This is a genomic window from Streptomyces sp. NPDC005761, assembly GCF_040630635.1.
In the GTDB taxonomy this organism is placed as follows: domain Bacteria; phylum Actinomycetota; class Actinomycetes; order Streptomycetales; family Streptomycetaceae; genus Streptomyces.
This window is the reverse complement of the sequence record NZ_JBEXXX010000042.1, coordinates 17,179-37,128: the sequence shown is the minus strand read 5'-3', so window position 1 is coordinate 37,128 and position 19,950 is coordinate 17,179. Positions and strand designations below refer to the sequence as shown.

Annotated in this window: 17 protein-coding genes; 6 read left to right on the top strand and 11 right to left on the bottom strand. The window is 71.6% G+C overall.

Annotated features, from left to right (window positions below; genetic code table 11):
* Positions 1-7: 7 nt before the first annotated feature.
* From ABZ434_RS29060 to ABZ434_RS29040, 5 genes are read right to left on the bottom strand one after another with little or no spacing between them, the layout of a single operon-like run.
* A complete protein-coding gene (locus ABZ434_RS29060) occupies positions 8-1,267 on the bottom strand; it encodes an MFS transporter (RefSeq protein ID WP_359142771.1) in 1,260 nt (419 codons plus the stop codon).
* A complete protein-coding gene (locus tag ABZ434_RS29055) occupies positions 1,264-2,409 on the bottom strand; it encodes an enolase C-terminal domain-like protein (protein ID WP_359142769.1) in 1,146 nt (381 codons plus the stop codon). The genes ABZ434_RS29060 and ABZ434_RS29055 overlap by 4 nt, the downstream gene beginning before the upstream one ends.
* Positions 2,406-3,599: a PLP-dependent cysteine synthase family protein gene (locus tag ABZ434_RS29050; protein ID WP_359142767.1), complete on the bottom strand. Its 1,194-nt coding sequence runs from the start codon at positions 3,597-3,599 to the stop codon at positions 2,406-2,408. Before ABZ434_RS29050 ends, ABZ434_RS29055 begins: the two co-directional genes overlap by 4 nt.
* Positions 3,596-4,432 carry a DUF364 domain-containing protein gene (locus ABZ434_RS29045; protein ID WP_359142765.1) on the bottom strand — a complete coding sequence of 279 codons (837 nt, stop codon included), beginning with the start codon at positions 4,430-4,432 and terminating at the stop codon, positions 3,596-3,598. The genes ABZ434_RS29050 and ABZ434_RS29045 overlap by 4 nt, the downstream gene beginning before the upstream one ends.
* Positions 4,429-5,685 carry an ATP-grasp domain-containing protein gene (locus ABZ434_RS29040; RefSeq protein WP_359142764.1) on the bottom strand — a complete coding sequence of 419 codons (1,257 nt, stop codon included), beginning with the start codon at positions 5,683-5,685 and terminating at the stop codon, positions 4,429-4,431. Before ABZ434_RS29040 ends, ABZ434_RS29045 begins: the two co-directional genes overlap by 4 nt.
* Positions 5,686-6,082: 397 nt before the next feature.
* Here ABZ434_RS29040 and ABZ434_RS29035 point away from each other — a divergent pair, with 397 nt between their 5' ends.
* The 3 genes from ABZ434_RS29035 to ABZ434_RS29025 all read left to right on the top strand — a co-directional run bounded on the left by ABZ434_RS29035 (position 6,083) and on the right by ABZ434_RS29025 (position 9,755).
* A complete protein-coding gene (locus ABZ434_RS29035; protein WP_359142762.1) occupies positions 6,083-7,375 on the top strand; it encodes a phosphoribosyltransferase in 1,293 nt (430 codons plus the stop codon).
* A gap of 251 nt (positions 7,376-7,626) precedes the next feature.
* Positions 7,627-8,709: a tetratricopeptide repeat protein gene (locus ABZ434_RS29030; protein WP_359142760.1), complete on the top strand. Its 1,083-nt coding sequence runs from the start codon at positions 7,627-7,629 to the stop codon at positions 8,707-8,709.
* Positions 8,706-9,755 (top strand): polyprenyl synthetase family protein, encoded by a 1,050-nt coding sequence (locus ABZ434_RS29025; protein WP_359142758.1) that lies wholly within the window; start codon positions 8,706-8,708, stop codon positions 9,753-9,755. The genes ABZ434_RS29030 and ABZ434_RS29025 overlap by 4 nt, the downstream gene beginning before the upstream one ends.
* A gap of 79 nt (positions 9,756-9,834) precedes the next feature.
* Here ABZ434_RS29025 and ABZ434_RS29020 read toward each other — a convergent pair whose 3' ends face one another.
* Positions 9,835-10,266: a DUF2000 domain-containing protein gene (locus ABZ434_RS29020; RefSeq protein WP_359142756.1), complete on the bottom strand. Its 432-nt coding sequence runs from the start codon at positions 10,264-10,266 to the stop codon at positions 9,835-9,837.
* A gap of 99 nt (positions 10,267-10,365) precedes the next feature.
* On the opposite strand from ABZ434_RS29020, the gene ABZ434_RS29015 reads away from it, so the two are divergent.
* Positions 10,366-11,184 (top strand): AraC family transcriptional regulator, encoded by an 819-nt coding sequence (locus ABZ434_RS29015; protein ID WP_359142754.1) that lies wholly within the window; start codon positions 10,366-10,368, stop codon positions 11,182-11,184.
* Positions 11,185-11,254: 70 nt separating this feature from the next.
* Here ABZ434_RS29015 and ABZ434_RS29010 read toward each other — a convergent pair whose 3' ends face one another.
* From ABZ434_RS29010 to ABZ434_RS29000, 3 genes are all read right to left on the bottom strand, one after another.
* Positions 11,255-11,779 carry a DUF664 domain-containing protein gene (locus tag ABZ434_RS29010; protein ID WP_359142752.1) on the bottom strand — a complete coding sequence of 175 codons (525 nt, stop codon included), beginning with the start codon at positions 11,777-11,779 and terminating at the stop codon, positions 11,255-11,257.
* A gap of 383 nt (positions 11,780-12,162) precedes the next feature.
* The gene (locus ABZ434_RS29005; protein ID WP_359142750.1) at positions 12,163-12,492 is read right to left on the bottom strand and encodes a YkvA family protein; all 330 of its coding nucleotides are present in this window, start codon (positions 12,490-12,492) and stop codon (positions 12,163-12,165) included.
* A gap of 74 nt (positions 12,493-12,566) precedes the next feature.
* Positions 12,567-12,821, bottom strand: coding sequence for a WhiB family transcriptional regulator (locus tag ABZ434_RS29000; RefSeq protein WP_359142748.1), 255 nt, complete (start codon positions 12,819-12,821; stop codon positions 12,567-12,569).
* A gap of 212 nt (positions 12,822-13,033) precedes the next feature.
* Between ABZ434_RS29000 and ABZ434_RS28995 the strand changes: the two genes are divergently transcribed.
* Positions 13,034-15,088, top strand: a complete 2,055-nt coding sequence (locus ABZ434_RS28995) for a SpoIIE family protein phosphatase (RefSeq protein ID WP_359142838.1) — start codon at positions 13,034-13,036, stop codon at positions 15,086-15,088.
* Positions 15,089-15,170: 82 nt separating this feature from the next.
* Here ABZ434_RS28995 and ABZ434_RS28990 read toward each other — a convergent pair whose 3' ends face one another.
* On the bottom strand, positions 15,171-15,635 hold the full coding sequence (locus ABZ434_RS28990) for a hypothetical protein (protein WP_359142746.1): 465 nt from the start codon (positions 15,633-15,635) through the stop codon (positions 15,171-15,173).
* A gap of 264 nt (positions 15,636-15,899) precedes the next feature.
* Between ABZ434_RS28990 and ABZ434_RS28985 the strand changes: the two genes are divergently transcribed.
* Positions 15,900-16,817: a carbohydrate kinase family protein gene (locus ABZ434_RS28985; RefSeq protein ID WP_359142744.1), complete on the top strand. Its 918-nt coding sequence runs from the start codon at positions 15,900-15,902 to the stop codon at positions 16,815-16,817.
* Positions 16,818-16,908: 91 nt separating this feature from the next.
* On the opposite strand, the gene ABZ434_RS28980 is transcribed toward ABZ434_RS28985, so the two are convergent.
* A complete protein-coding gene (locus ABZ434_RS28980; RefSeq protein ID WP_359142742.1) occupies positions 16,909-19,908 on the bottom strand; it encodes a carbohydrate binding domain-containing protein in 3,000 nt (999 codons plus the stop codon).
* Positions 19,909-19,950: the final 42 nt, after the last annotated feature.

The following is a 19,950-nucleotide window of genomic DNA, read 5'->3' as shown; positions in this document are numbered from 1 at the left end:
GCCCTCCTCAGGCATGGGCGGCTACGGGAACGGGCCGGTCGGGCAGCGCTCCGCGGCGGTGCAGCCGGGCGATCCCAGCTGCCGATACGAGACCGAACGCAAGGCAGCAGACCCAGGGCAGCCAGCCGGCACCGATGTGCCGTCCGGTGTCCATCGCCCGGCCGACGGCGGCGTTCGCGAGGGCGGCGGCGATGCCGGACACGACGTAGAAGACGCCGAAGTACGTGCCGGTGAGGCCGGGCCGGCCGAAGTCGGGGATCAGTTCCATCACGAACGGCTGGGCGACCATCAGTCCGGTCTGGAGCAGCAGGGCACCCGTGAGAACGGGAATCGCGCGCAGCATCGCCTGGCCCACGCCGGCTTCCGGCGGTGCACCGGTCGTCACGAGCATGGGCGGCACGAAGGCCAGGGCCATCAGCGCGAGGCCCGCGGCGATCCATCCGGCCCGGTTGCCCCGCCGCTTGAGTACGCGGGTGATGCGCAGTTGGAAGGCGAGCCCGGCGAGCGTTCCCACGAGGAACACCAGGCCTGCCGCGCCGTCCCACCCGGTGGCACGGCGCGCCCCGTCCGGGAGCAGCAGATAGAGCTGGCTCTCCAGTGCCACCATGGAGACCGCGGCACAGGCGAACGCCATGAAGGGGCGGTTGCGGACCACTTCTCGCCAGTCTGCAAACACGCTGTTCGTGGTGGTTGCGACCCGGCTCTGCGGCAGTGTCAGGGCCTGGGCAACGGTCAGCACGGCGAAGATCCCGGCCGCCGTGAGGGCGGCCGCCCGGAAATCGACCAGGAGCAGGGCACTGCCCAGAAGGGGGCCGATCAGGGCTCCTGTCGTCGCGAAGACGTTGAAGAGCGCGAACGCCTCCGCCTTGCGCTCCCCGGCCTCCTGGGCGAGGTGGGCGCGGACGGCGGGGTTGAACAGGGCGCCGGCCAGTCCGGTGAGCACGGAAGCGGTGAGCAGAACCGCGATCCCGTCGCCGAGTGCGAACAGTGCGAAGCCGGCCGTCCGCAGAGCGCAGCCGGCGATGATCACTCGGCGGGCTCCGAGCCGGTCCGAGGCCGATCCCCCGATGACGAACAGTCCCTGCTGGCTGAGGTTGCGCACGCCGAGCACGGTGCCGACCACGGCGGCGGACATCCCGAGGTCGTCGCTGAGATGCACGGCAAGGTAGGGGATGAGCAGGTAGAAGCCGGTGTTGACCCCGAACTGATTGACCAGCAGGAGGCGTACGGCCGGGGGCAAGGCCGATATCGTGCGCAAGGTGCTCACGGCCGCGCCTCTCCTTCGTGGCGGCTCCCCCGGACGACGCCGTCGGCCATGACATGCGACCGGGGCGCGTCGAACGGCGTGCGCGGGCGCACACCCAGTCCGGGGTAGATGCTCGCCCGCACGGTGCCGTCGTTACCGCCGATCCCGGCCCACGGGTCGTGGGCGAGCAGCAGGTGTCCGTCCAGGTCGGTCCACCGGGCCCGGTCCACGAGGTGCACGGCCGGTGCGATGCCGAGCGAACTGGCGGTGAGGCAGCCGAGCATGAGGGCGGTTCCGCTGCCGGCGATCAGCCCGGCGATACGCAGGGCCGCGCTCACGCCGCCGCATTTGGCGAGTTTGACGTTGATGCCGTGGACACGGCCGGCGAGCCGCCGGGCGTCCTCGATACCGACCGCGTCCTCGTCGGCGACCACGGGCAGGGGTGAGTGGGCGGCAAGCCGGGCCAGGGCCTCGGGGTCGCCCGGGGCGACGGGCTGTTCGACGGCCTCGACACCCAGTGCGGCGAAGCGCCCGAGGAGGGCAGGCGCCGCTGCCGCGCTCCAGCCGCCGTTCGGGTCGAGGAGCACACGCACGTGCGGGACGGCGGCGCGCACGGCACGTACGCGTGCCACGTCGTCCTCCGGGTCGGTCGAGCCGGCCTTCAGCTTGATGACGGTGAACCCCGCCTCCGCCAGCCGGACGGCAAGATCCGCGGCGCGGCCGGGCGCGGTGATCCCGATGGTCCGGGCGGTCGCGGCGACGGGGGCGACGGCCGTGCCGAGGAGGCGGTGCACCGGTGTGCCGGCGCGCTTGCCCACGAGATCGAGCAGCGCGGACTCGACGGCGGCCGTGACGGCCGGGGGTGTCCCGGGAACGGCCGGCCCGCCGGCGCCGGCGGGCTCCCCGGAGACGCGGCCGGACAGGACGGCCAGGGCCGTCTCCGGGTCGGGGAACCGTGCGAGTGCCCGGCCGCACCGGTCCAGCCAGTGGAGGACGGCCGCGGTGTCGAGGCCGTAGTACACGCTGGTGACGGTCTCGCCGTGGCCGTGCAGCCCCTGGTGCTCGATGGACAGGCGGACGGCGTCACGGGCGGTCGTGACGGAACGGGAGATCCGCAGCGGCTCGGACAGTCGCAGCCTGACGGTGCGCAGGCTCGTCCTCATCGGGCCTCCCCCGGCTCGTACGGCAGGCGGGTGTACGTCCAGGAATGCGCAGGAGTGGTTGCCGCGGGCATGCGGGCGACCGGCGCACCTCCCGGAACACGGGACACCGGCAGCCGTGCGGGCCGGCGGTCCTCGCACCGTCCGGTGACCGCACGGCAGCGTGTCCAGCCGGTCGCCTCCACGGCCTGCGGGTGTCGGATCTCCACGGGGCGGGTGGCCGCGGTCTCCGGCCCCAGCCCGTGCACGGCGTTGAACCCGTCGTCGAAGATGCTGCCGAGATAGCGGTGCGGTCCGTCCGGGAAGACCGTGACCACGACGGCGCCCGGGTGGACGCGGGCCGCCCAGGCCGCGACGAGTGCGACGGCGCCCGTGCTCCAGCCCCCGCTGACGAAATTGTCCCTGGCCAGCCGCCGGCAACTGTCCGCGGCCTCCGCGGGTCCGACCCAGTGGATCTCGTCGAACTGGTCGTGGGCCACGTTGCGCGGATGGATGCTGCTGCCCAGACCTCGCATCAGGCGGGGCCGGGCTGGCTGCCCGAAGATCGTCGATCCGGTGGCGTCGACGCCGATCAGCCGCAGTCCGGGCCAGCGTCTGCGCAGCGGACCGACCAGACCGGCGCTGTGACCGCCGGTTCCGACGCTGCAGACCAGGACGTCCGCATGGTCGAGGCCGTCAGCGATCTCGGTGGCCAGCGACGCGTAACCGGCCGTGTTGTCAGGGTTGTTGTACTGGTCGGGCCAATAGGCGCCCGGGAGTCCGGCAAGGAGCTCCCTGAGTCTGGCCAGCCGGGCGGCCTGCCAGCCGCCCTCGGGGGCGGGGTGGTCGACGAGTTCCAGCGCGGCACCATGGGCGTGCAGGAGACGGCGCATCGACGGTTCGAGTTCGGTGTCGCCGACCAGCACGACCGGATGGCCGAGCGCCTGGCCCGCGAAGGCGAGTCCGATACCGAGGGTGCCGGAGGTGGACTCCACCACCGGGGCGCCCGGGCGCAGTTCGCCGCGCTGTTCGGCTCCCAGCAGCATGGACACGGCGGCGCGCGCCTTCATCCCGCCCACGGCGAAGCCTTCGAGTTTGGCCCAGAAGCCGGGGTGCGGGCAGGGCAGGTCTGCGGTGATGCGGGCGAGCGGGGTCCCGCCGACGAGCCCGAGGAGTTCCCTGTTGCCCGCGGGGCGCAGAAGTGCGGTGGTCACAGGGCGCCTCCATAGCGGTGAACGGTTCCGGGACCGCCGTCGAGCCAGAAGAAGGGGTACGGCTCCGCGGACACGGCGGTGACTCCGGCGCCGATGAGCCTCGGCAGCACCGCGCTGCCGGTCTGGGCGAACACCACCAGTGGCTTACCGTGCCGCTGGGCGTGCACGCGCAGTGGTTCGAAGCTCCCGTTGCCGAGGGTCATTCCCGAAGCGAGGATCGCGTCGCAACGCTCCTGTTCGGCGCGCGCGTCTGTCCGTACCCGCTCACCCCACTCCGTCGATCCGCCCTTGAGATCGCACGGTACGTAGGCGAGACCGCGCTCACGCAGCGCCTCCAGCAGGGAGTTGACCACGCCGACGACGAGCACGGTGCTGCCCGGCGGGGTGTCGAGCATGCCGACGACGGCACGTGCCCGCGCCCGGGACTTCTCCAGCGAGCCGCCGGCCGGAAGCGCCCACGGCCGGGCGCCGGTGCCGGGGCCGTGGGGCAGCACATCCATCAGATACGCGTCGAGTGCGGCGATCCGCACCGGGCGCAGCCGGTGCGCGAGGAGCGCGGCCACGTCCGCGCCGACGCAGTCGTCGACGACCTCGGCGGGCAGTTCCCCCGGTTCGACGGCGCAGGAGCCGACGGCCGCGCCGAGGCGCAGACTCAGCACCTCGTTGCGGTAGCCGCTCCCGCGCCCCGGGTGCCGTACCGACTGCCGGGTGATGAAGGCCATGGCGATGTGGCGGGCTCGCGGATCGGGTCCGTACCGGCCCGCCAGGACTCCGGTGACGAGATCGTCGTACGAGGCCGCGGCGGCGGGGGCGGTCCGCGCGGTCCCGCTCATCGGTTCACGACCTGGGGGCGCAGCCGGGCAAGGAGCGCCTCGACGTCCGCTCGGGCGCCCGGCCCGTCGGGGTCACCTGCCATGACATGGCCCAGGTACTCGTTGTTGTCGCTCGCCACGCCGACCCGGGTGCCGGGGGTCGCGACGCCGATCTCCAGGACGCCGTCTCCCTCACCCACCTCGTCGACGCCGTCGACCCCTTCCAGGACGCCCTCGGCCCGGGGCACCAGGAAGCCGATGGCCGCGCTGTGCAGTCCGGTGGCGCGTGGCCGCAGGTCCGGTGCGTGCCCGAGCGCCACGCTCACGCACGCTGCTGCGAGGTCGATGCCGGTCACGTGGCGGACCAGTTCGGTGATGCGGTTGCCTGCCGGGCGGGGGTTGACCTCCACCACGCGGGGGCCGCCCGGGGTGAGCTTGACCTCGGTGTGCGCCACCACGGCGTCAAGCCCGAGCGCCTCCACGGCCCGCACGGCGGTCTCCCGCGCCGCGCGCTCGTCCTGCTCGGTGAGTGCCGCGGGGAACATGTGGCCCGTCTCCACGAAGGCCGGGGCTCCTCCGGTGGTCTTGTCCGTCACCCCGACCACCTCGGTCCGGCCGGCGAACGTCACGGTCTCCACGCTGACTTCGGGCCCGTGCATAAGTTCTTCGAGCAGCGCCACGGGCGCGCGGGCCTGGCCTCGCGCATTGACGGGAAAGTCCATGAGTGCCCGATGAGCATCGGCAAGGCCCGTCTCGTCGTCGACGCGCCGCACGAGCATTCCGGCGCACAGGTCCACGGGCTTGAGGACGAGTGGAAAGCCGATCTCCCGGGCGGCCCGCACGGCCTCCTCATGATCTCCGCAGACGGCGAACCGCGGTCCCGGTACCCCCGCTTCGGCGAGGATCCTCCGTGTGGCGTCCTTGCGGCAGGCGTTCACCACGGCTTCGGGAGTGGGGCCCGGAAGGTTCAGGGCGGCGGCGATCCGGGCGGCGACCGGCAGGTAGTAGTCGCAGGACGTGATCACCCCGTCGAACCGCAGGGAGGCGTGGGCCCGTTCGGCGAACGGCAGGAGCAGTTCGGCGTCGTTCGTGTCCGCCGTCAGCACGTGGCGGGCCGCGAGCAGCGGGTGGCCGACGCCCTCGGGGGCGGCGCGCAGGTAGTGGTGGAGATCGCGGGTGAGGAAGGTGAACTCGTGACCGCCTTCCCGGACCGCCCGTGGCAGAAGCCTGCTCATCGATCCGACCCAGCTCTCGACCATCAGCAGATGTGCCACGACTACCCCTCTTCGCCACGCAGTTCAGGACCGGACAGGCGGGAGCACCCGTTCGAGGGCTCGCGCCTGACTCGCCATACGTTATCGACAATCGTTTTCATTGTCATCTAGCTGGTGAGGACTCCCCCGGGCCGTCGGCGCGATGTGCGAGTGAAGAGGGGAATGTTCCGCCGATGCCGAACGGTCATGCTCAACGGAGGTTCGACCACAGCGCTTCGAGACGTCCGGACGATCGGGCCGACCGCGACGGCACGCCTGCCGTCCGCCCGGCACATCGGCCCGGCTCGGTTCCCGGCGGCGGGACCGGCCCCGGCGGTTGCGGGCCGACGGCACACGGTGTTGATTCGAAGTAGGTGTCCGGGCGGCCGCCATTTCCCCGATCCGGGGGTGAACCCCTGTGTTGTTCGCCGACCGCGCCGACGCGGGGCAACGGCTGGCCGAGGCCCTTCACCCGCTGGCGACAAGCGACCCGGTCGTGCTGGGGCTGCCGCGCGGCGGCGTACCGGTGGCCTTCCGGGTCGCCGCGGAGCTCGGCGCCGCACTCGATGTGATCGTGGTGCGCAAGCTGGGCGTTCCTTACCACCCGGAGCTGGGCTTCGGTGCCATCGGCGAGGGTGGTGTGCGGGTCATCAGCGAGGACATCGTGCGCCGCGGCCGGGTGTCGGAGGCGGATGTGGCCGCGGTCGAGCGAGCGGAGGAGGCCGAGCTGCTGCGGCGGGCGCGGACGTTCCGGGGCGAGAGGCCCCGTATCCCGCTGGCGGGGCGGACGGTGATCGTCGTCGACGACGGCATCGCGACCGGCGCGACCGCCCTGGCGGCCTGCGAGGTGGCGCGGGCCCAGGGTGCGGCGCGCGTGGTGCTGGCCGTCCCGGTGGCACCGCCGGACGCCGCCGAACGGCTCGGCGGACAGGTCGACGAGCTGGTGTGCCTGTCGACACCGCACGGATTCTCCGCCGTGGGCGAGTGGTACCGGGACTTCGGCCAGACCCCGGACGAGGAGGTCGTCTCGTTGCTCGCCCGGGCCGCGGCCCGGAGTTCGTCCCGGAGCACCGTCGAGGTGGCGGTGGAAGCGGGAGGCGTGGTGCTGCCGGGTGCGTTCACGGAGCCCGGGGACGTCGGAGCGGTCGTCGTGTTCGCCCACGGATCCGGCAGCAGCCGGCACAGCCCGCGCAACCGGTCGGTGGCGGCGGCCCTGAACCGGGCGGGACTCGGCACCCTGCTCCTCGACCTGCTCACCCCCGCCGAGGAGGCAGACCGCGCCAACGTCTTCGACATCGGCACCCTGGCAGGCCGGCTGGTCGACGCCACCGCCTGGGTGCAGCGCCGCGCACCCGTCCCCGTGGGCCTGTTCGGCGCGAGCACCGGGGCCGCGGCCGCGCTGCGGGCGGCCGCGGCCGTCGGCACGGAGCGTGGGACGGGCATCCGCGCCGTCGTTTCCAGGGGTGGCCGCCCCGACCTGGCGGGCGACTTCCTCGGCGGAGTACGGGCCCCGACGCTGCTCGTCGTGGGCGGCGAGGACACCCGGGTCCTGGAGCTGAACCAGCAGGCACAGGCACAGCTGCGCTGCGAGAACCGGCTCGACGTCGTCGCCGGGGCCACCCACCTCTTCGAGGAGCCGGGCGCGCTGGACGAGGTCTCCGAGCTTGCCCGCGAGTGGTTCACCGGCCATCTGTCCGCGCCGTCCGCCTGACGCGTGGCCGGTCCGCCCCAGCGGTGGAGCGTGCGGCCACCCCACGTTTCCGCGCGGTTTCCCCGACCGCCGAGCAACCCTGCGCGCGCATTCGCCGTCTTGATCCACAACAAGGCGGCACACCGCACACGACCGACCTCGACCCACCCCCCACGAGCACAGGGGTCCATCCGTCGCGCACCTATACGCACGCTGTATACATGGAGCGTATAGGCGCCTCGGGCAGCCCCGTACGCACGCGAAAGGCTCCCATGCACAGCAAAGCGATGGCGCCCGAGTACCAGGGCGCCCTCACCAAGATGTCCGTGAACGCATCGCTCACGGACGTTCTGGCCGAGGGGCAACGTCACCTGAAGGAGGCCGAACTGGCCGGCTCCCCCCAGGAAGTGGCCCGCACCGGCCTCGCGGTGGCCGAGGCACACCGCAGGCTCGGCCACGTACAGGACGCAGACCGGGCCTGGAAGGCCAGCTACCGGGCCGCCCGGTCAGCCGGCGCCACGGGGGCCATGGCCTGGGCACTGTGGAGCGGTGGGACGCTCGCCCGGCAGCGCGGCGAACTGCGACTCGCCTTCCGCCTGTTGCGGCTGGCCGCGGACCTGGGGAAGGCGGGCGGGGACGCGGTCGCTCGCGGCTACTCGCTCGCCGGCCTCGCGGAGACCGGACGCATCCAGGGTGACTACCGGACCGTCGCCACGCTGCATGAACAGCTTCTCGCCGAGGCACGTGCCCGTGGCGAGGCCCGCCACACCGTCTGGGCCCTGGAAGGCATCGCCCAGATCCACCGCAACACCGGATCGTTCGACACCGCCCTGGAGATGTTCGAGGAGGCCGCCCAGCTCGCCGGGGACGCCGACGACCGGCGCGGCCGGGCATGGGCGCTGCGCGGGATGGCCGACATCATCTCCGTACGGGACGACGACCCGGAGCGCGCGCTCGGTCTGCTCGCCGAGGCCGAACTCACCTGCCGTGCGATGAATTTGTCGAGCGCTCTCGCCTACAACCACAAGATGCGCGCCAATGTGCTCTATCGTGCCGGGCGCTACGAGGAGGCCCGGACGGTGTACGAGGATGCACTGGCGGAGTTCCGTGCGATGTCCGAGCCCCGCGGCGAGGCACTGGCGCGGCTCGGCCTCGTGAAATCGCTCGCCCGGCTCGGCCGCGACCGTGACCGGACCGCCGCGGAACTGGACGAACTACGGGGCACGTTGAGCCGGATCGGGCTGCTCAACGCCCGGGACATGGTCGACAAGGCGTACGCGGAGCTCGGCGTGACCCCGGCCGGCGCACCGGCTCCCGCCGACCGCGCGACGGCCCCGGCGGGCGGCCGCCGATGACGCCTCCCGTGGCCCAGCGGACGGACGCGCCGCAGATACTCGCCCGCTGTCGCGAACTCGTCCGTCCGGCGCTCGGCCGGGCCGTCGCGCAGTTGCACCCGTGGCATGCGGAGATCACCGCGTTCTCCCTCGGCTGGGGTGGGGCCGACGGCCGTGCCGTCCCCGGTGCGCAGGGCAAGGGGGTCCGGCAGGCCCTGGCCGTCCTCGGCGCGGAGGCGGTCGGCGCGAAGGCCGAGAGCGCGGTCCTCGGCGCGGTCGCCGTCGAACTGATCCACACGTTCTCCCTGCTCCACGACGACATCATGGACGGCGACGAGACCCGCAGGCAGCGGGCCACCGCCTGGAAGGCCTACGGGACCGGGCCCGCCGTCCTCGCCGGGGACGCGCTCTTCGCGCTCGCCGTCCGGACGCTGGCCGGGGCTCCCGGGGGCGCCTGCGTCCCGGCGGTCCGGCTGCTGGCCGGGACACTCGACGACCTGGTGCGCGGCCAGGCCGACGACCTGCTCTTCGAGTCCCGGCCCTGGACCGGTCCGGATGCCGTGGAGCCGCACGAGTACCGGCGGATGGCCGAGCAGAAGACAGGCGCGCTGCTGGGCTGCGCGGCCGGTCTGGGCGCCGTTCTCGGCGGCGCCGGCCGGTCCGAGACCGACGCCCTGACCGCGGCGGGGCGCCACCTCGGCGTCGCGTTCCAGGCCGTCGACGACGTCCTCGGGATCTGGGGCGACCCGGAGGTCACGGGCAAGCCGGTCCACAGCGATCTGCGTCGCCGGAAGAAGACGTACCCCGTCCTCACCGCCCTCGCCGCCGGCGGCCCGGCCGCTCGGCGACTGGGCACGGTGCTGCGTGGCGGTGGGGCTCTGGAGGACCGCGCGGCCCGGCGGGCGGCCGGTCTGATCGAGGAGGCCGGCGGCCGCGCGGCGGCCATGGCCGAGGCGGACCGGCACCTGGAGAGCGCCCGCGCCTGCCTGGAGAGCGTGGCTCTGGCTCCGGACGCTCGAGCGGACCTCCTCGCCCTGCTCCCGTACTTCGCAGAACGCACCCTGTGACGCCTCGCGCGGTCGGCCGGGACGGAAGGGGATCCGCCCACCGGCCGCGCACAGGGACCCGCGCACGCGGCGGGCGTGCTCAGGGATGCATCGAAGCGCCCTTGAGGATCTTGTCCACGGCGTTGCGGGGTCCGTGCACGGCCATCCCGACCAGGTCCATCTGGTCCCGCCGCACCGCGCGAACGGCGGCCCGGTTGTCCCGGTCGTTGCCCGTCGCGAAGAGGTCGGAGGTGAACACCGACAGGGCCACGCCCCGGCTGACGGCTCGGGTATGCGCTGTCGTCAGGAGTTCCTTCGGGCCTTCGAAGACCATGACCGGCTGGCGGAACATCGGCAGATAGCGGGTGTCATCGGCGTCGGCATACGGCTCGCCGACCACCTCGGGCACGACGGTGCCGAGCCCGCTGACCAGGAAGGCCGTCACGTTGAGCCGCTGCCAGGTCTCCAGGTCCTCCCGGAGCAGCACGGCGATCTTGGTGTCGAAGCGGACGGGGGCGAGTTCTTCTGTCATGGGACCGAGCCTGCCGGGCCGTGCGCCTCCCCGTCTTGTACGAACTTTGCACGGCTGCCCCCGGATCCCAAGGCGGCGCCCCGGGCGTACGATCGGCTCATGGCTGCACGTCCGGACATCACCGCGTGGCGTCCGTCGGTGGCGGGAATCGACGAGGTCTTCCACGCCCACTTCACCGACCACACCTACCCGATGCACACGCACGACGCCTGGACGCTGCTCATCGTGGACGAGGGAATGGTCCGCTACGACCTGGACCACCACGAGCACGGCGTACTCACCGACGTGGTCACCCTGCTGCCCCCGCACGTCCCGCACAACGGCGGCGCCGCCACCCCCGCGGGCTTCCGCAAGCGCGTCCTCTACCTCGACGTCGGCCAGGTCGACGAGGAACTCATCGGCATGGCCGTGGACCGGCCCGTTCTCCGCGATCCGGCTCTGCGCCGGGGGATCGACCGCCTGCACACGGCGCTCGCCGGACCGGGCGACGAACTGGAGGCGGCAAGCCGCCTCGCCCTGGTCGCCGAACGCCTCGACCGGCATCTGCGCAGCCGCCCGGAGCCCGTACGACACGTCCACGACCGCAGGATCGCGCACCGGCTGCGGGACCTGCTCGACGAACGGTTCGTGGAGGGGATCACGCTCCAGGAGGCGGGGCTGCGGCTGCACGCCCATCACGCGCACCTGGTGCGGGCCTTCAGCCGGGAGTTCGGCATGGCGCCGCACCAGTACGTGACGGGCCGCCGCGTCGATCTCGCTCGCCGGCTGCTGCTGCAGGGGCGGCCGGCGTCGGAGGTGGCGGGCGCCGTGGGGTTCTACGACCAGTCCCACCTGACGCGCCATTTCAAGCGGGTCGTGGGGACCGGTCCGGGGCACTATGCCCGCACCCGCGGCTCATCAGCCGCGCCGCCCGTATGACCGGTCGCTTCCGGACTGCCCCGATCCGTTCGGAGCCTCCGCCTTCGCCCAGCTGCCCCCGGACGGCCCCTCACCGGAGCCCGTCCGGTCGGCGTTCCAGACAGCCCCGGACGAAGGCCGCCTGCCCGGCGTGCTGGAGGTCGTCCGACAGCACGCTGACCAGGCGGACGCCCAGGGTGACCGGAGGCGACCAGGCTTCGTCGACGATGCGGTCCAACGCCTCGGCGTCGAGCCCCCGGACGAATGCGACCGACCGGTTGTGCACGGCGTCGTAGTACCCGAGCAGCAGTTCCGCCGAGCCGACCTGGACCGCGCCGACCTGTTTGCTGCTGTGGCCGTATCCCGTGGCCGCCTTGGTGACGGGCAGGTCGAAACGCGCGGCCCAGCCCTCGGTGAACCAGATCTGCTCGGCCTCCGCCGCGTCGGCGATGTGGTCGTCCTGGACGCGGGTCAGGTGCCAGACCAGCCACGCGATCGAGTTCGCCCCCTCGTCCAGGCGGGCGTTGAGGTCGTCGGGTTCGAGACCCCCGACGGCCGCGTGCACGGTCTCCCTGATGCGGGTGTATCCATCGGTCAGGATGTCTGCGACGTTCATGCCCTCACCTTGGCCGCTCCCCCGTCCGCACGCGCCTTCGACACGCCACGCGGCGTTCCGCGCCGATGAGGGCGCCATGCCATCCCTCGCACGATGCCGCCCTCCCTCACAGGCACGCCCGTCGGTCTGCCGTGGATACCGCCCTCCCGGAGGAAGCAGCCCTTACCGGTGCCCCGTTGCGTGAGCTTGCGCATCGTGCCGCTAATCACGGGGCGGGATGCCATCGCCGGGCGTGAAACCGGCGTACGCCCTGAAAGAGCGCTCTCCCAGCAGAGTGACGTGTACGCGCACAGCTGGCCACGAGCTCGGCGGTTGCGGCTGCCGACACGCGGCGCGGACGCCCGGAATGGGGACGTCGCTCCCCACCCGAGGTCACGTCGGCGCTACGGGCGTCCCTGCCGCACGAGGCTCGGGGCCTCCACCGGACGCTCCGCATGCCTGCCCACTCCGGCCGCCCGTGCGGCGCTGTGCAGGGAACGCAGTGCCACCAGCAGGAAGCCGATGTCGTCGAGGTAGATGGGGTCCGGCAACAGGTCGACGGGCGACACCGTGTAGATCACCGCGGCCCAGAACAGGGCCTTGTCCCGCAGGGGGATCCCGGCGTCGGCCAGCAGTTTCCTGGCACGCAGAACCCGTACCAGGAGAACGCCGGCGACACCCACGGTGAGCAGCACGACAGCCGCGCCGATGACGATCCAAGCCGTGGTGTCCATGCTTCATCGTGTACCCGCCTGCGGGAGAAATACCAGCGAGGGCGTCGGGCACCGGTGTGACGGTGCCCTCCTCGCTAGCCGGGGCTCTTCGCCTGCCTGCGCGAGCGGCGCTTCAGCGCGCGCCGTTCGGTCTCGTCCAGACCACCCCACACCCCGGCGTCCTGGCCGTTCTCCAGGGCCCACCGCAGGCACTCCTGCCGTACGGGACAGCCCTGGCACACCATCTTCGCCTCCTCGGTCTGGACCAGGGCGGGACCGGTGCTGCCGATGGGGAAGAACAGATCCGGGTCCGCGTCGCGGCAGGCCGCGAGCATGCGCCAGTTCTCCATGGGTTCTCACTCTCCTGACGGTCGTTTTCGTCCGTTCGGCTCCGTACGCTGCGGGTGACCGTCTTCGGGCTTCCGAAACCCCCTGCGGCGCACGATCCGCAGCAGTCGGAGCTGCGCGGGTGGGGGATCCGGGGCGACCATGGGAGACAGCGGACCTGCGTCCGGGCGCGAGGACTGCATGGGAAGGATCATCTGTGGGCGGCGCTGATGACATGCGGACCGGTTGGGGCGATGCGCGCCGGGAGGGTGTGCACCGCTCCCCGGAGGGGGGCCTGCTCGACGTCCTCGGCGTGGGGGCGATGGTGCTCGACACCGAGGGACGCATCGTGCTGTGGAGTCCGCAGGCGGAGCAGCTGCTCGGCTACGCGCCCGGAGAGGCGCTGGGGCGCTTCGCCGCACAGGTCCTCGTGGACGAGGAACACTTTGAGCTGGTGCTGAGGCTGTTCACCGGGGTGATGAGCAGCGGCGAGGCATGGGCGGGTGTCTTCCCCGTGCGGCACAAGGACGGAACCTCCCGGCTGCTCGAGTTCCGCAACATGAGGCTTCAGGACGACCGTGGCGACTTCTACGCCCTCGGGCTGGCCGCCGACGGGGCAACGCTGCGCGAGGTCGAACGGGACCTCGCGCTGTCCGTGCGCCTGGTCGACCAGTCACCGATCGGCCTGGCGGTCCTGGACGGCGACCTGCGTTATCTGGCCGCCAATCGCGCGCTGGAGCGGATGGACGGGCTCAGCGCCGGCGGGCACCTGGGCCGCCGGGTGGGAGAGGCTCTGCCGTTCCTGGACACCGACACCATCGAGGCGGCGATGCGCGACGTCCTCAGGAGTGGTGTTCCGCAGGTGTCGCACGAGGTGGTGGGGCGCACGCCGGCCGATCCCGGCACCGACCGCGCCTGGAGCGTGTCGCTGTACCGGCTGGACGACTCCGGAGGCCGGGTGCTCGGCATCGCCCTGTCGTTGATCGATGTGACCGACCGTTTCCGGGCGGCCGCCGAGGTGGAGCGCGCCCGGCACCGCCTGGCACTGATCGCCGACGCGTCGGTACGGATCGGGACCACGCTGGATCTGGAGCAGACGGCCCGGGAGCTGGCGGAGGTCACCGTGCCCGAGCTCGCCGACGTCGCCGCGGTCGATGTCCTGGACAGCGTCCTGAAGGGGCGCCCCGGCCTGACGGAGGGGCCGCTCCTCATCCAGGCCCTTGCCATCGTCGCGGCGCGGCCGAATCCCGTGGTGGAGGCCGCGGATCCGCCGGGCCACGCCGCCCAGTACGGTGCCGACCGCCTGATCACCCGCTGTGTGCGTACCGGCCGACCGGTACGGGAGCCGTACCTCGACGCGGGGATACTCGCGCGCATAGCCCGTGACAGCCGGTCCGCCGCGCTGCTCGCCCAGGCAGGTGCGCACTCCTACCTGGCGGTTCCACTGATCGCGCGGGGTGAGGTCCTGGGCGCGATCGACCTCATCCGTACGGACAATCCGCTGCCGTTCACCGAGGACGACGAGGTGACGGCGTGCGAGCTGGCCGCCCGTGCGGCGGTCAGCATCGACAACGCGCGGTTGTACCGGCAGCAGAGGGAGACCGCGCTCACCCTCCAGCGCAGCATGCTGCCGCGTGACCACCACGATCCCGTGGGGCTGGAGGTGGCGTCCCGCTACCAGCCGGCCGCTTCCCGGTACGAGGTCGGCGGGGACTGGTTCGACGTCATCGGGCTGCGGCACGGGCGGACCGCGCTGGTGGTGGGCGATGTGATGGGCAGCGGGATCAACGCGGCCACCACCATGGGACGGCTGCGTACCGCCACCCAGACCCTGTCCAGGCTCGGCCTCCAGCCCGCCGAGGTGCTCGGGCACCTCGACGAGATCACCGCCGACCTGGACCCGTCGTTCGCCACCTGCGTGTACGCCGTCTTCGACCCGGACGCCGGGCGGTGCCGGGTCAGCACCGCGGGCCATCTGCCGCCGGTGCTGATCCCGAGGGGCGGCGCGCCGCGCCTGCTCGGTCTGCCGCCCGGGGCGCCGCTCGGTGTGGGCGGTGTGCCGTTCAGCGACGTCACCGTCCCGTTCGGGCCCGGCGACCGGCTCGTGCTGTACACGGACGGGCTGGTGGAGACCCGTGACGACGACATCGACAGCCGGCTGGCCACCCTGCTGGAGCTGTTGCGCCGGCCGGATCCGTCGTTGGACGAGTCGTGCGACCGACTGCTGCGCGAGCTGCGGGCGCCTCAGAACCTCGATGACGTGGCCCTGCTGATGGCCCGCGTGCGCTGACGACGCAGGGGCGGTGGCACGCGACCGTGCCACCGCCCCTGCGTCCGGGTGCCCCGGCGTCCGGGGCACGGGTCCCACCTCGTCAGCGTGTGCACCCGCGGTGCCGACGGCACCGGTGCGATGCCGCGCCCGCCCGGCGCGCGCCCGCGAGGAGGAAGCCCAGCCCGATGCCGAACATCCAGGAGTCCTTGGCCAGCGGCACACCGTCCTGACTCGGGCGCACGCTGCCGGGCTCACGCATCCCGGGCACCCGCAGATACAGGCCGACCAGCCCGCCGGAGAATCCGGTGAGGGCCAGCCCGGCCAGCCTGGTCGGGACGAAGGGCACCAGAAGGCTGCTGCCGACCGCGATCTCGGACCAGGCGAGCAGCCGGGTGAACCGGTCGGGCTCGATCTTATTGAGGAAAGGGTAGGCCGTGCAGGCCATGCCGTGCAGGCCCTGCTGAGTGGCTTCGTCCGCCTTGAGCTTGCCCAGGCCGGAATTGAGGATGAACGCGCCGGTGGCGATGCGCGGCGGGAAGTCGCGTGGTTCGGGCAGCGGCAGCATGGGTGCCTCCCTGTCTCAGGTCGTCGGCCCCTGATCGAGCATATCCAGCGCGCCTTTCGGACGCGCGCAGAGAACGGCCGTCCGTCCCGGCCCGTCCCAGCTGAGGACCGTTCGTCTCACAGGGTCCTGCGCAGCACCTCGGCGAATTTCCGCGGGCTGCCCGAAGAGGGCAACGCATCGCCCGCCCTCCGGCGTGGGAGAGGGACAGACATCCCGGCGGGGCCTCGGCCATACTGATCACGGCGGGTACGGAGAGGCGGCACAGTGGTCCAACAACTAACGCGGTACGACGTCTTGGTGGTCGGCGGCAGCGGGGTGGACACCATCGTCCGCGTCGACGCGCTGCCGGTCCCGCTCGCCGACTCGGTGATGGTCGGCCCGATCGAGGAGTGGCCCGGTCACACCGGGGGCAATGTGGCCCTCGGTGCCCGTGCGCTGGGGCTGGACGTCGCGTTGCTCGACTGCATCGGCGACGACTGGACCGGTGCGCAGGTACGTGAGCGGCTGGCCAAGGGCGATGTGGAGTTCCATCCGATGGTCTCGGCGGCGGGCACCCGCCGCGCGGTGAACCTGGTGGACGCGACCGGCCGGCGGATGTCGTTCTACGACGCCCGCGATCCGGAGGACCTGCGGATGCCCCCGGACTTCTATCTGCCCCGGCTGCGGCGCGCCCGCCACGTCCATGTGTCCATCATGAACTTCACGCGCTTCCTCTACGACGACATCGAGGCGCTCGGCATTCCGGTCTCGACCGATCTGCACGACTGGGACGGAGTCGCCGACCACCAGCGGGAGTTCGCCCTCCGGTCCGATCTCGTGTTCTTCAGCGCGGCTGAAACGGGAGACCGTACGCCCGCGCTGATGCGGGAAATCCTGCGTGCGGGCCGCGCCACGACCGTGGTGGCCACGGCGGGTGCGGAGGGCTCCTACGTCCTCACCCGCGACGGCGGCCCGGAGCCGCGCCACGTCCCGGCGACCGTGCCCCCCGCACCGGTGGTGGACAGCAACGGTGCGGGCGACGCGTTCGTCACCGGTTTCCTGTACGGCAGGCTGGAGGGGCGGGACGCGTTCGGGTCCGCCCGTCTGGGCGCGGTCGCGGGTGCCTATGCCTGCACGGCACCGGGCTCCACCGCCATGATCGGCCGGGAGGCCCTGCTGGCGGCGGACAGCGGCGGCTCGTAGCCCTTCCTCGCACGCGGACGCGCCCCGACGAGCCGGATCTGCCGGCCCGCCGGGGCGCTTGCTCTGCGGGAGGGGCTCCGCAGCCGCCCACCTACTTCAGGTAGGGACCCGCGGTGCCGATCATGCCCGGGCCGTTCAGCACGTAGACGCGCATGTTGCCCTTGCCCGGGGCGGCGACGGTCAGCTTCCCGTCGGTGACCACCCGGGTGTCGCCGGTGACGGCGTCCTTGTACGTCCCGTTGGGGATCCCGGTGTACGAGGCCCCGCCCGTGACGGTGACGAGTGCGAAGCTGTCCGTCGTGCCGCTGGTGTAGCGGCGCTTGTACGCCATCTGGCCGGTGATGCCCTCGGTGGAGTACTGGCCCATCTGGAGGGCGGGCACGGCCCTGCGGATCTCGTTGAGCCGTTGGACGTGCTTGACCAGCGGCTTGGTCAGCGTGTTGGCGACCTCACCGGTTGCGGAGTCGACCTTGGAGAACTCCGAGGATGTGACGTTTCCCGCGAGGTGGTCGCCGTAGTAGGCACGGCCGGTGGTCGCCAGCGGGCAGCTGGGCCCGCAGTCGATCTTCTTGCCGGCCTGGAACTCGATCTCCGATCCGTAGTAGAGCGTGGGGATACCGCGGAAGGTCCACATCAGGGACATGTTCTCGGCCCAGGCGTCGGTGCCGCCCGTGTAACGCTCACTGCTCTTGTTGGGGCCGTAGTCGTGGCTGTCGACGTAGACGACGTTGTAGGTGGCGTCGTTCGTCGAGTCGTCGGAGTCCTTGCCGTTGTTGTAGGCGTTCGTGGCATCACCGAAGTTCATGTGCATGCGCATGTCGATGATGTTCATGCCGGAGAACTTGCTGTGGTCCGGCGCGTGGTAGGTGTTGCCGCTCAGGAACGCGTTGTCCGAGGTCGGCTGTGCCCCGGTGCCGAGCTGCTGCTCGTAGTCGTACATCTCCAGCGCGGCCTTGGCGTCGTCGGCGTCGTACTCCTTGCGCTCCTTCCAGGTGAAGAACTGCGCGGAGTGGTTCACCGAGCCGCGGTTCCACTTGTCGTTGACGAACGCGCCGACCTCGCCGAAGACCAGGAAGTTCCTCGCGGCCTCGGCACCGAACTGCTGGGTGACGCGCTCCTGGATCGCGGGCAGGAAGCGGCGGTTCCAGGTCGTGCGCGGGATATGGACGGCGGTGTCGATGCGGAAGCCGTCGACGCCCATGTCGATGTACTTGTTGTACGCGCCGATCAGGTAGTTCTGGACCGGTGCTGACTCGGTGTTGAAGTCTGCGAGGTCTTCGTGCAGCCAGCACGAGCGGGAGTCCTCGCCCTCCCAGTTGCCCAGCCAGCAGTTGTGGTAGTACGCCTTGGGGAACATCCCGGAGGTCGGGTTGGGCCACTGGCAGTTGTAGATCTTGTAGCCCTCGGGCGAGGTGGCTCCGGTCGGCTTGCCCCAGTTGAGACAGGTGTTGCCCGCGGGCTCGGCCGTGGACCACAGGTCGCCGTTGTAGTACGACTTGCCGCTCTTGGGGTCGACGGTGAGTCCGTCGTACTCGAAGCCTTCGTTCTTCTCGTCGTAGTACCAGCTCCACTGGCTGTCCCGGACGCCGTACACGGTCGGGGTGAACAGGCCCTTGGCTCCCCACCGCGAGGAGTGGTTGTAGACGACGTCCTGGTAGATCTTGACGCCCTTGGCGTGGGCCGCGTTGATCAGGTCCTGGTACGAGGCTCCGGCCGACTCCAGGCGGGGGTCGACCTTGTAGAAGTCGTAGCCGTGATAGCCGTGGTAGTCGTAGTCGGACCGGTTCAGGACGACCGGGGTGATCCAGATGGCCGAGAAGCCGAGCCCCTTGATGTAGTCGAGCTTGTTGACCAGGCCCTTGAAGTCGCCCCGGAACATGGGGTCGTTGTTGGCGGCGTTGCCGGACTTCACGTCCTGGCTGCCGCCCCGGTTGTTGCTCGCGTCCCCGTCGTTGAAGCGGGCGGTCAGGACGAAGTAGATCGGGTCCTTGCGCGGGTCGGTGCCCAGCGGCTTGCCCTGGGCCGCAGTCGGCGGCTTGGCCCCCGTGGTGGCCTTGGCGGCCGCTGAGGCTGCGGAGGTGTTGCCCGCCGCGTCGACCGCCTTGACGGTGTACGAGTAGGCGGTCTTCTCCTCCAGGTTCGACTCGGACAGCACCGTCGAACTCACGTCCGTGACGACGCTGCCCTTGGTGCCGCCGGTCCGGGTGACCTGGTACTTGGTCACCTTCTTGTTGTCGGAGGAGGGTTCCCAGGTGAGGACGACGGCCACCCCGTCGGCCTTGGCGGTCACCTGGGTGGGCGCCGTCGGCGCCTCGGTGTCCGGCGGTTCCGCGACGCACGGGTCCTTGGCGTCCTTGACGACCGCGCGGTCCTTCACGGTGCTGACGCCGGCGGCGATCGTGTAGTTGCCGCCGTTGTTGTTGTCCCAGACCCCGTTGCCGTTGTTGAACACGGCCTGCATCGACGTGGCGGAGCCGAGGTCGACGGTCTTCTTCACCCAGCCGGTGCAGGCGGGCTCCATGCCGACGCCGGGCACCGCGGTCCAGGAACCGCCTGCGGGCTGATAGTGCAGATTGGTGGTGGTCCAGCCGACGGTCGCCGTCGAGTAGTACACCGAGGCGGAGTTGGCGCCCGAGCCGGTGGGGCTCGGGCTCGGGTCAGGCCCCGTTCCCGCGCACGGGTCGCTGTGGGCCACGACCCCGTCCTTGACGGTGATGTTCCCGCTGCCCAGTTCGTAGTTCTTGCCGGCGTTGTTGTCCCAGACACCCGAGCCGTTGTTGAAGGTCGCCTTCAGTCCCTGCGCGGACCCGAGCGGCACGGTCTTCTTGACCCAGTCGGCGCAGGCGGCTTCCATCGCCACGCCGGGCACCGTGGTCCAGGAACCACCGTCCGGCGCGTAATGCAGGTTGTACGCAGTCCAGTTCTTCGTCTTGGTGTAGTAGAAGACGGTGGTGGACGTCTCGGACGCCGCGACCGGCTGCGCGTCGAGGTCAGGGGCGTCGGGCAGCGCGGTGAACAGACCGAGCACTGCGGCCGCGGCCGTGGCTGCTGCCAAGGGGCGTCTCGGCAGCCGGTGAGGGGTGCGTTTCATCGGTGTCTCCAGGGAAGGGCCACGGCGACGGCGAAGCCGGGG